The sequence below is a fragment of the Pseudoalteromonas sp. KJ63-1 genome, assembly GCF_055808145.1.
Map to the genome: position 1 here is coordinate 1695707 of NZ_CM147855.1, position 11960 is coordinate 1707666.

Consider the following 11960-nt stretch of genomic DNA (forward strand, 5'->3'; position numbering starts at 1 on the left):
AAAAAAAGAGCCAATATGAAACGTTATTTTTCTTTGACCTTAATCACAACCGCAGTTTTAGCCGGTTGTGCAACAACAAGTATCACTTCTGACGATGTCGCTAAAGGCTATAACAGCATTCAAGCCGATGAAATTGCTAAGCATGTAAAAGTGTTAGCTTCTGATGAGTTTGGTGGTCGTGCTCCTTCATCTGAAGGTGAAAAGCTTACGCTTGACTACTTAACAAAAGAATTTACTGCATTAGGCTTTGAACCGGGTAACGGTGATAGTTTTTTCCAAGAAGTCCCGCTTGTATCATTAGAAGCAGACTCTTACATGGTGCTTAATATTGGCGGTAAAGACTACAAATACAAAAAAGACATGGTTATGGGTAGTAGCCGCATCAGTGCGCAAGAAGGAATTGAAAATTCAGAGCTGGTATTTGTCGGCTACGGTGTTAACGCACCTGAATATAACTGGAATGATTACGAAGGCCTAGATGTTAAAGGTAAAACCGTCGTAATGCTGGTAAACGACCCGGGTTTTGCAACTAAAGATCCTGATTTATTCACCGGTGATGCCATGACCTATTACGGGCGCTGGACATATAAATACGAAGAAGCAAGCCGCCAAGGTGCAGCGGGTGCAATTATTATTCATGAAACGGCTCCTGCGTCTTACCCCTGGTCAGTAGTTGAAAACTCGTGGAGTGGCGAGCAGTTTGGTTTTGTAAAAGATAATAACAACATGGATCGTGTTGCTGTTGAAGGTTGGGTTACTGTTGATGTAGCAAAAGAGCTATTTACTAAAGCAGGCCTTGATTTTGATACTGCTAAAACAAAAGCAGCTAAAGGTGCTTACCATGTAGATATGGGTGATTTAGCAGCCACTGTGAATGTAAAAAACACCATCAAAAAATCGGTATCTTATAACTTTATTGCCACTCTTCCTGGTAGTAAAACACCAGATGAGCATATTATTTACTCTGCGCATTGGGATCATTTAGGAACAGATAAAAATCGTAAAGGCGATCAAATTTATAATGGTGCCCACGATAATGCGACAGGCACTGCAGGTATGATCGAAGTAGCTGAAGCCTTTACTAAACTAGGTAAACGCCCTGACCGTTCAATGACCTTTTTAGCGGTAACCGCTGAAGAACAAGGTTTGCTTGGCTCAAAATATTACGCAGCTAACCCGGTTATTCCAGCAAATAAAACCGTCGCCAATATTAATATGGATAGTTTAAACCTATTAGGAAAAGTAAAAGATATTAGTGTTGTGGGTATTGGTAAATCGCAAATGGATGAACTATTAGCCACTGCTGCAAAAGAGCAAGGCAGAATAGTATCGGGCGACCCTAAGCCATCTTCAGGTGGTTACTACCGCTCTGATCACTTTGCCTTTGCCAATATGGGCGTACCTGCTATGTATGCTGGTGGTGGTTCAGAAGCGTTTGATGAAGAAACGGCTAATTACCGCAAGCGTATGAGCTTGGTATTGCGTGGTTGCTACCACCAGCCTTGTGATAGATATCGCGATGAGTGGGATCTATCAGGTGCGGTTCAAGATTTACAACTATTTTATAAAGTAGGTTTTGATATTTCACAGCAAACTCAATGGCCTACTTGGAATGAAAACTCAGAGTTTCAACGTAAATAAACGTTTTCAAGCAACCATATAAATGATATTGATTATCATTTAATAAAATAGTACAGTGCGATCTAGTTTATTAATTAGGTCGTACTGTATGTTTTTAACAGAACATTTAGGAGTTATTTCGCCAACTGCAAAGCGTGTTTTTCATCAAAATAAACGCCTAATTTTACCATTGTTAATTTTAGTCTGCTTAGCCTTGCCCAGCTTACGCACCATCACAATCACTGCACTCAGTGATGCTTTTTTTCAAGTCAGTGTGTTTGTTGCTGCAACCTTATTTATTTACTACTACGCGATTGAGCATTTACCCAAACTAGAGCTTCGTTATCTAAATGCTAAGTCTCCTGTGTTAGAAGTCAGCTTTGCTGCTTTTTTAGGTATGCTGCCAGGCTGTGGTGGTGCAATCATTGTGGTTACTCAATTTACCAAGGGACAAGCAAGCTTTGGGGCTATTGTCGCGGTATTAACAGCCACTATGGGTGATGCTGCGTTTTTATTATTAGCTACACGCCCTACTGATGGGTTAACGATAATGGCAATAGGCTTATTCGTCGGAACGCTAACAGGCTTACTGGTTAATAAACTGCATAAAACAGGTTATTTATGCCCTACCAATCAAAAGCAAACACAACCAGTGACTGTATTGCCAACCAAAATAATAAAGTTGAGCAAGCCTATTTGGTTAATTGCTATTCTTCCTGGATTACTGATTGCTTTTGTACTGGCGTTTAATATTGATTTAAGCCAATTTGGCAATCATGTAGTAAATACGGTCAGCTTTTTTGGCGCATTAATAGCATTGTTTGTGGTGTTTATGTGGGCGCTATCATCAAAAGGTGAAAGCTATAAGGAAGTAACCTCAGAAGATGATGTATGCAGTCCGCCTTCAAAAATAACTAAAGTACTGCAAGATACTCATTTTGTAACTGCGTGGGTGGTTGCCTCCTTTGTGTTATTTGAACTACTGGTGAGCGTGTTTGGTCTTGATTTAAAAACATGGTTTTTAAATTTTGCCTATTTAGCGCCGTTAATTGCGGTATTAATTGGCTTTTTACCTGGTTGTGGACCGCAAATCATTGTCACCACGTTATACATTCAAGGCGTGATACCGTTTAGTGCTTTAGCAGCGAACGCCATTTCTAATGATGGCGATGCGCTTTTCCCTGCCATTGCAATGGCTCCCAAAGCGGCCATTATTGCCACACTATATACTGCTATCCCCGCGTTATTAGTGGGTTATGGACTGTATTTTTTCAGCTAAATCGGTCTACTTTTTATTAATTTACTTTTCAAGATATAAAAAAACCAGCTAATTAGCTGGTTTTTTATTAATGAAAAAATTAGCGCATTGCCATCATCATTTTAGCTGGCTGCTCTAAGTATTCTTTCCATAAATTGTTAAAGCGCGCTATCGTGCCGCCATCAATTACACGGTGATCACCAGACCAACTTACTTGCATAATCGCACGCGATACCACTTGCCCTTGCTCGTTAAAGCGCGGAAGGTGCTGTAATTTACCTAGCGCAACAATCGCGACTTCAGGTTTATTAATGATTGGCGTTGCAATAGTGCCGCCAATTGCACCAATGTTAGAAATGCTAATAGTACCGCCCTTTAAATCATCAGGTGCAACTCGCCCTTCTCGAGCAGAATCGGTAAGCTGAGTTAAACTGTTAGCAACCTCTACAATACTTTTTGTTTGGCAAGCCTTAATGTTAGGCACTAATAAACCTACTTTAGAATCTACTGCAACCCCAATGTTATGATCGTCATAGTAAGTAATTTCGCTACAATCATCATTTACTTTTGAGTTAAGTACTGGGAATTGACTCATTGCCAACGATAAAGCCTTAATAAAGAACGGCATCATAGTTAACTTAACACCCTGTGCTTTATATTGCTCTTTCAGATCAGCTCTAAGTGCAATTAAATCAGTTAAGTCAATTTCATCACTGTAGGTAAAGTGTGGAATAGTAGAAACCGACGCCACCATTTGTTTTGCCATGGCCGCTTTAATGCCTTTAATCGCTTCTGTTCGCGTTCCACCTGTGCTAGCTGCATACTCATCAGTACTGCTGATTTTTTTACTCTCAGTAGTCTGTGGTTTGTTAAGCTCAGAAATATCCATACCAGATGGCACTTCATTTTTTATAAACGCTTCAATATCTTGTTTATAAATACGACCATTTTTACCACTGCCTGGAACGCAAGTTAAATCTACATCAAGCTCTCGCGCTTTACGTCTAACCGCAGGTGAGGCAACTGCTTTTTCGTTAACAATCGCAGTTTGTGGTTGTGTTTGTTTAACCGGTGCATCGTTAGCTGCATTGCTTTGTGCTTTTACGACCGCTTGATTAACATCAACATCTTCTTTTGCAGCTTGACCTGCTATGGTCATTTGAAACAACGGGCTGTGTACTTTGGCAATTTCACCTTTTTGATAATATAGCTTTTGTACAGTACCGGTATATTTAGCCGGTATCTGTACCAACGCTTTATCAGTCATTACATCACAAACAGCTTGGTCTTCTTCAATCTCATCGCCTTCTGCCACTAACCACTCTACAATTTCACACTCAACAATACCTTCACCAATATCGGGTAAGATAAAATCTTCTAAGTGTTCACGAGTAGATGTTGGTGCAGATGATGTTTCAGTCTTTTCGCTGGGTGCTTCCCCGACAACATCCATTGCAAATAACGGCGCATGCACTTTAGCAATATCGCCTTTTTTGCAATGCAGCTTAGTGATCACCCCATCGTGTACCGCAGGAATTTGCACTAAGGCTTTGTCTGTCATCACATCACAAATAGGCTGATCTTCTTTTACTGTATCACCTTCTTGTACCAGCCATTCGACTACTTCGCATTCAACAATGCCTTCACCAATGTCGGGTAATATAAAATCTTTAGCCATGGAAACCCCTAAAAGTTCACTGATTGTTTAATTGCAGCCATTACTTTCAATGCATCTGGAACATATTCTTTTTCAAGCGCCAGCGGATATGGAGTATCTAAACCACATACACGTAAAATAGGCGACTCTAAATGTAAGAAACACTCTTGAGCGATGGTTGCCGCAATTTCAGCGCCAAAACCATTGGTAATAGGTGCTTCATGACTAACAATAAGACGGCCCGTTTTTGTTACTGACTTAGCAATGGTTTCAACGTCCCACGGTAAAATACTGCGAAGGTCAATCACCTCACAGCTAATACCTTGCTCACTGGCTTGTTTAGCGACTGCTTCTACGATTTCCATTTGTGCGCCCCACGCTAATAAAGTAACGTCAGTGCCCTCTTGAACTACCTCAGCTTTGCCTAGTTCAATGCTGTAATCTTCTTCTGGCACTTCACCCGTAGATGCACGATATAAGCGTTTTGGTTCAAAAAATAGCACTGGGTTGTCGTCTTTTATGCATGCGCGAAGTAAGCCTTTAGCTTGATAAGGGTTACGTGGCACGACAATTTTTAACCCTGGCGTATGGGCAAAATACGCTTCTGGCGATTGCGAGTGATACAAACCACCAGCAATCCCGCCGCCGTAAGGTGTGCGTATTGTTAGATTGCCTACGTTGAATTCATTACCACTACGGTAACGAAACTTAGCAGATTCATTCACTATTTGGTCAAACGCAGGAAAGATGTAATCAGCAAATTGAATCTCAGCAAGCGCGGGGGCACCAAATGCAGCCAAGCCATTAGCAAAACCTAAAATACCTTGCTCTGTAAGCGGCGTGTTGAATACACGGTGCTTACCGTATTTTTCTTGTAAGCCTGATGTTGCTCTAAAAACGCCGCCAAAATAACCCACGTCTTCACCAAAAATACACGCTTGAGGGTGTTCATTCATGGTGATATCTAAAGCAGAATTAATTGCATGTAGCATGTTCATTTTAGCCATTACTTAATTCTCCCTGCTGTTGTTGGGTAGGCATCAGGATGGGCTTTTATATGTGTTTTAAGCTCATCATATTGGCGTTGTAAAGATGGAATTGGCGTGTCATACACATCAGAAATCAGCTCTTCTAAGGCTGGTTTATCAATTACTTCAGCGCGTTTAAGCGCAGCCAAAATATCATCACGAATTGTTTCTTTGGCTTTTATATCTTCTGCGTCATCTAACCAGTTTTGTTTCACTAGCCATTTTCTAAAGCGCTCAATTGGGCACGCTTTATAGTTTGCTTCTTCGTCTTTTGAACGGTAGCCACTGGGGTCGTCTGATGTTGAGTGCGCGCCTAAACGATAGGCTATCGATTCAATCAGTACAGGTTCACCTTGAGTTGCTGCAATTTCTCGGGCTTTTTTAGTTGCTGCATAAACAGCGAGTGCATCGCTGCCATCAACACGTATGGTTTTAATACCATACCCTACGCCACGCGATGCAATACCGTCACCTTTAAATTGTTCATCAGCTGGGGTAGAAATAGCATAACCATTGTTACGTGCAAAAAAGATAACCGGTGCCTTATGCACTGCAGCCATGTTAAGACCTGCGTGAAAATCACCTTCTGAAGCGGCACCTTCACCAAAATAACAAATGGTGACGTTATCAATAGAGCTTGCTAGTTCACCTGTTGTAGCATCGATATGTTTTACTTTTTGACCGTATGCATAACCGGTGGCCTGTGGAATTTGAGTTCCTAATGGCGATGAAATTGTCATGTAGTTAAGTGCTTTAGAACCATAATGGATCGGCATTTGACGGCCTTTACCAAGATCTAATTCGTTAGAAAACATCTGATTCATAAATTGGTCAAGCGTAAAACCACGGTAATGCAACGCCGCTTGCTCACGGTATTGCGCCATAATCATGTCATCTTGATCAAGGGCTGCCGCAGAGGCTGTTACAGCAGCTTCTTCACCTAAACACTGCATGTAAAAGCTAACACGGCCTTGGCGTTGAGCACCCTGCATACGTTCATCCAATAAACGAATAAAACGCATGGTTTCGTATAATTTAATAGCGGTGTGTTTAGAAATGTCAGGTGCAGGAGCACTAGGATGAATGTCGCCGTCCTCAGTTAAAATACTGAGGGTTGGAATATTAAGTGCGTGGCCGTCGATGAACTCAAGCTCATGGTTAATATTCAGCGATACGTTATTGGGATTACTCATAACCTACCTTCTCTTGTTGTCGGTATTACAGTGCCCCTTTAAATTATTATTATGGGTGATTGTTGCTGAATAAACTTTGCAACATCTGCACTGTATTTAATTAAAGCTGCCAACACTTTACGTTAACGTAAAGTGTTATTCAACAAAACTATGACCAAACAAAAGTAAATATTGAGCAAAAAACTGGCAAGTTAACTATACATATAATTAACCACTTATTAATCAGTTGGTTAAACTTTCATAACAAGTGGTCTGATGTGTTGAGTTAGCTAAAACGGCTATCTACTTGCATAGGGACAACCGTTAATAGTGCACGTTGTCCAATAGCAACTTGTGCGTTAGGAAAAATAATCGCTTCCCCTTCTACGTCCGCATAAATTGCATTATCACCATCAGTTGCTAAAAGCTCACCCTTTGCAAAGCCTGTAAAGTTCTCAGCATCATCAGAAAACGGGAAGCTAAAGTTTTGCTCTGTGCGGTTAATTGTGCGATGAACAGAAAACAACTCAAAGTCACTTGCATTAAATTTAGGGTATTCCACTTTTATTTGACTAATTAATGCAGTCAATGTTTGCTTAGTTTTTGCAAAGCGTGACATGTCGTTTTCACCAAAGGGTTTTACTTGGCCAAGCTCAACGGTAAACGAATCAGCCCCATGCACAAACGATGAATAGTAGCTAAACGTGGTAGCCGGTGATTTCATCATTAATATCGTATTAACTCCGCAACTCAATAAAAACTGCAATTGCGACTTTTTCCAAGGCTTGCCGTGTAAAAATGGGTAAACAGCAAACTTCTCATTTTTAGAGCCACGAATAGCAGTATGTAAATCATAATGACAGCGATACGTGCCCTGCTCTGAGCGTGCATAAAAGTCGCTAACGTAATGTTCAAGTTTTGCTGCACGAACACGCTCGTCGTTCATCGCGATGTCATCAACAGTGTGGTGACCATTAAATAAACGATTTAAGTTCTCTTCAACAAAGCGTTTGCCAATATTAATTGATTTAGGGTTACCAAATATAAATAAAACCCGTTGTTGTAATTCAAGTTGACCACTAATAATGTGTTTAATCAGTTCATCACAAATTTCTATTGGGGCTGTCTCATTGCCATGAATTGCACTTGAAAGCACCACATTCTTTGACGTTATACAATCAGGTTCAAATTCAATTACACCGGTATCATGCACGGTTACTTGCGTATTATTACTAAGGGTAAATTGGCCTGCATCCAAATGCCATTCATGGTTTCGAGAAAGCGTTAAAAAATCACCATCTTGTTTTAATTGATTAATATATTCTGAAGTGGCTGACATCACTATAAAGCCCTTTTTGTTTTATAAATTGTAGATACAAAAACGGCTGAATAAATCAGCCGTTTTTAATTTTAATTGCAGACTAGCTAATTACTGAATCAACCAGTTTTTTAGCTTCTTTTTCTAATAAGGCTAAGTGCTCTTCGCCTTTAAATGATTCTAGATATATTTTATAAATATCTTCAGTACCTGACGGACGAGCAGCAAACCAGCCACTTTCAGTTACTACTTTTAAACCACCAATTGCCGCATTATTACCTGGCGCATGAGTAAGTTTTTGTATAATTGGCTCACCGGCTAAGGTTTCGGCTTTAACATCGTCAGCACTAAGCGCTTTTAATCGTGATTTTTGCTCAGGCGTTGCTGGCGCATCTAAACGTTTGTAAAGTGGCGCACCAAATTCTTGCTCTAGTTCTTTATATAACGTAGACGGTGTTTTACCTGTAACTGCAAGAATTTCAGCGGCAAGTAGCCCCATAATAAAGCCATCTTTATCTGTACACCACACGGTGCCATCAAAACGTAAGAAGGCTGCCCCTGCGCTTTCTTCACCACCAAAAGCCAATTTACCTTTATTTAGCCCCTCAACAAACCATTTAAAACCAACCGGCACTTCTTTAACTTTACGGTTATTGCGCTCAGTGACTTTATCAATCATTGAGCTAGAAACGAGGGTTTTACCAATTTCAACACTGGCATCCCAGTCACGATGTGTTAGCAAATAATCAATCGCTACCGCTAAAAAGTGATTTGGGTTCATTAATCCATCAGGTGTTACTATGCCATGACGGTCATAATCAGGGTCATTGCCTATCGATAAATCAAAATCATCTTTAAGGGCAATTAAATTCGCCATTGAATAAGGTGATGAGCAATCCATACGAATTTTGCCATCTTTATCAAGTGGCATAAATGCAAAACGCGGATCAACACTGTCATTTACAACGGTTAAATCTAGGTTGTATTTTTTCGCAATCACTGGCCAAAAATTGATGCCTGAACCACCTAAGGGATCGATACCTACTCTAATACCAGCATCACTAATCGCTTTTAAATTAACAATGTTTTCAAGATCATTAATGTACGGTGTCATCAAATCTTCATAGCGGATAAAACCAGAGCGCGACGCTTTAGCAAATGGAAACAGTTCTACTTCAACTAAGTCTTCAAGTAAAAGCTGATTGGCTCTATCTTCAATCCATTTTGTTACATCTGTATCTGCAGGACCGCCATTAGGTGGGTTATATTTGAACCCGCCATCTTCAGGAGGATTATGAGACGGAGTAACGACAATGCCATCGGACAATTCATTTGGGTGATTTTTATTGTAACTAACAATAGCGTGGCTAATTACTGGTGTTGGTGTGAAGTCACCATTTTCTTGGGTGATCACTTGCACTTCGTTAGCAACCAGCACTTCTATCGCTGAGTTAAAGGCGGCTTCGCTTAATGCGTGGGTGTCTTTACCCAAAAATAATGGGCCAAATATATCGTTTTGTTTTCTGTAATCACAAATAGCTTGGGTAATTGATAATATGTGGGATTCATTAAATTTCACATCATACGCACAACCACGGTGCCCTGAGGTGCCAAAGGCAACACAATGCTCAGGGTTTTGCTCTAGATCAGGCTCATTTAAATAATACGCAGACACTAACTTTGGTACATTCACTAAAACCGATTGTGGTGCAGTTTTCCCTGCGCCGGAATGAATTGCCATGGTATTTCCTTAAAGATAATCACGAATTTTTTCAGCTTGCTCATTGCTATAGCCCAAGCTAAGTGCAACTTCATGCAGCATCATTTTTTTACGTGTAGTATTTGAATTTGTCATCACCCAATATTCACTTTCGGTGATGTTTTTAGGGTTCATACTACTACCGCTATTCACTAAGTCTTCTTTACTGGTCGCAAAATAAACACGATCGCGGCCTTTTATATCAAGCACTGCTGAAAAGTCAGTTTTGTGCGTTCGGTAAAATGCACTTAATATAAATAAGAAACGACCAACAACACCTTTTTGCATTGCCAGCTCTTCTTTATTTAAAATGTTAAATACGTTCGCATTCTTTTTATTTACCGGCGGTTTCGCCACAGAGGCTGGCTGTTCAACGGCTGCGACTGGTTGTTCTTCAGATGAATTAGACACACTAACAGTTTCATTTTTATGATCAGTGTCTGATTTTGTGGTGTGAATTTTTTCGCCGCTGAGATTTAATAAACGACGTAAAATAGTCGATGCACTTTCACCAATACTCTGGGTATTGCTAGCAATGTACTGATATAACTCGTCGTCTATGTCGATTTGTTTCATGTTCTTCCTGTCATTACGGGCCACATTTTTCTTTCGATATGATTATACCCAAATCACCTGAAGATGCGAGTTTCAGTTGGAATTAAAAGCGATTTAGGCAAGGCATTGATTGCAAACAATAGTCGTTCTATTGCTAAAGCCAATAACGCAGTATAAATCGCTTTTACACCAACCCTCTGGGCGTTTCACAGGAACTTACTCTCATCGTTGTTAATTTTTAAAAGGGAACACCATTTTTGCAAACTAACGCCTTGATATTAAGCCCCTTTGAAACGCTGAATTCTGTATCTTGTGATGGTTTGGGTATATACCCAATCCAGTTAGAAATGCGAGTTACAACCCATGCTACCCTAAACATATAATTAATAATGACCAAATAATCAGGGAGCTAAGTATGTTTGCATCCAGTGTTTAATTAATGTCTGTATTTTTTGCTTTTTTAGTTAATGCTCGGCAAACTATGCGCAAAATTATGGGAGACGTTTATGCAATTAAATTACAAACAAATTGGTCAGGGTCCTGATGTTGTTTTGATCCATGGACTGTTTGGCTCTTTAGAAAACCTTAATGTGATTGCAAAACCATTAAGTGAACACTTTTGCGTAACCAATGTCGATTTACGTAACCACGGCCTTTCTCCACACAGTGATGAAATGGATTATCTAGCCATGGCCAATGACATTGTGGAATTAATGGTGAAATTGAAAATACAAAAAGCCCACCTTGTAGGGCATTCCATGGGCGGTAAAGTGGCCATGCAAGTTGCTTTGACCCATAGCGAGTTGATTGACAAATTAGTGGTACTTGATATCGCCCCAGTAAGCTACCCGGCTCGTCATACCCAAATTCTTGAAGCATTGAACTCAGTAAAAAATGCCGATATTAGTGATAGAAAGCAAGCTGATTTAATAATGCAACCGTATATACAAGAGCTAGGTGTACGTCAATTTTTATTAAAGAGTTTATATAAAAATGATGCAGGGAAATTTGTTTGGAGATTCAATTTATCAGTACTTGATAATAAATATTCAACAATTACCGACAACATTAATGCAAATAATTCTTGTTTATGCGAAACTCTGTTTATTAAAGGTAATGACTCTGACTACATATTAGCTGAGCATCGTGAAGCAATTAATGCGCTGTTTAAAAATGTAAGTGCAAAAATCATTCATGGTGCGGGTCATTGGTTGCACGCCCAAAAACCACTGGCTGTAAACAAAGCAATCAATGATTTTTTAATGGCAATTTAAAGTTATTTTTGTGGCGTGTTTTTGATTTATCACACTAAATAATTAAAGATTTATGTGCTATAGTACGCGCCGTTTAATTTAAAGGTTATACGTCGATGGTCAGTCAGTTTATTAACGAATTTGATACCTTAGGGTTGTATTTTGGCTTAGCAGGTATTTTTATTTTTATCGGCTTGGCAATTAAAGACGTACTGAAAAGCGGCAATGTGCCTAAATTTGGTCGTTATATTGTGTGGCTGGTACTCTTTTTAGGTTGCTCTGGCTTTATTGCCAAAGGACTTATTCAGGTATTTTGGCAAGGTGCGGGTGTAGGTTAAGC

Annotated in this window: 10 protein-coding genes; 4 read left to right on the top strand and 6 right to left on the bottom strand. The window is 39.8% G+C overall.

Annotated features, from left to right (window positions below; translation table 11 throughout):
• Nucleotides 1-15: 15 nt before the first annotated feature.
• Complete coding sequence (locus AC0L7Q_RS07990) at nt 16-1641, top strand: M28 family metallopeptidase (protein WP_413402113.1); 1626 nt, start codon at nt 16-18, stop codon at nt 1639-1641.
• Between the two features lie 88 nt (nt 1642-1729).
• Nucleotides 1730-2899 (top strand): putative manganese transporter, encoded by a 1170-nt coding sequence (locus AC0L7Q_RS07995; RefSeq protein ID WP_413402115.1) that lies wholly within the window; start codon nt 1730-1732, stop codon nt 2897-2899.
• Nucleotides 2900-2978: 79 nt separating this feature from the next.
• Here the strand turns inward: AC0L7Q_RS07995 and AC0L7Q_RS08000 are convergent, their stop codons facing one another.
• The 6 genes from AC0L7Q_RS08000 to seqA form a co-directional block, all read right to left on the bottom strand.
• Nucleotides 2979-4556, bottom strand: a complete 1578-nt coding sequence (locus tag AC0L7Q_RS08000; RefSeq protein ID WP_413402117.1) for a dihydrolipoyllysine-residue acetyltransferase — start codon at nt 4554-4556, stop codon at nt 2979-2981.
• An 8-nt stretch (nt 4557-4564) separates the two neighbouring features.
• Nucleotides 4565-5542, bottom strand: a complete 978-nt coding sequence (locus AC0L7Q_RS08005) for an alpha-ketoacid dehydrogenase subunit beta (RefSeq protein WP_413402119.1) — start codon at nt 5540-5542, stop codon at nt 4565-4567.
• Nucleotides 5542-6756 (bottom strand): thiamine pyrophosphate-dependent dehydrogenase E1 component subunit alpha, encoded by a 1215-nt coding sequence (locus AC0L7Q_RS08010; RefSeq protein WP_413402122.1) that lies wholly within the window; start codon nt 6754-6756, stop codon nt 5542-5544. Before AC0L7Q_RS08010 ends, AC0L7Q_RS08005 begins: the two co-directional genes overlap by 1 nt.
• A gap of 265 nt (nt 6757-7021) precedes the next feature.
• Nucleotides 7022-8074, bottom strand: a complete 1053-nt coding sequence (astE, locus tag AC0L7Q_RS08015; protein WP_413402124.1) for a succinylglutamate desuccinylase — start codon at nt 8072-8074, stop codon at nt 7022-7024.
• Between the two features lie 82 nt (nt 8075-8156).
• The gene (gene pgm, locus AC0L7Q_RS08020; RefSeq protein ID WP_413402126.1) at nt 8157-9794 is read right to left on the bottom strand and encodes a phosphoglucomutase (alpha-D-glucose-1,6-bisphosphate-dependent); all 1638 of its coding nucleotides are present in this window, start codon (nt 9792-9794) and stop codon (nt 8157-8159) included.
• Nucleotides 9795-9803: 9 nt separating this feature from the next.
• Nucleotides 9804-10388: a replication initiation negative regulator SeqA gene (seqA, locus tag AC0L7Q_RS08025; protein WP_413402128.1), complete on the bottom strand. Its 585-nt coding sequence runs from the start codon at nt 10386-10388 to the stop codon at nt 9804-9806.
• 485 nt (nt 10389-10873) lie between these two features.
• Here seqA and AC0L7Q_RS08030 point away from each other — a divergent pair, with 485 nt between their 5' ends.
• Nucleotides 10874-11641 (top strand): alpha/beta fold hydrolase, encoded by a 768-nt coding sequence (locus AC0L7Q_RS08030; protein ID WP_413402130.1) that lies wholly within the window; start codon nt 10874-10876, stop codon nt 11639-11641.
• 95 nt (nt 11642-11736) lie between these two features.
• Complete coding sequence (locus AC0L7Q_RS08035) at nt 11737-11958, top strand: DUF2788 domain-containing protein (RefSeq protein WP_008113777.1); 222 nt, start codon at nt 11737-11739, stop codon at nt 11956-11958.
• Nucleotides 11959-11960: the final 2 nt, after the last annotated feature.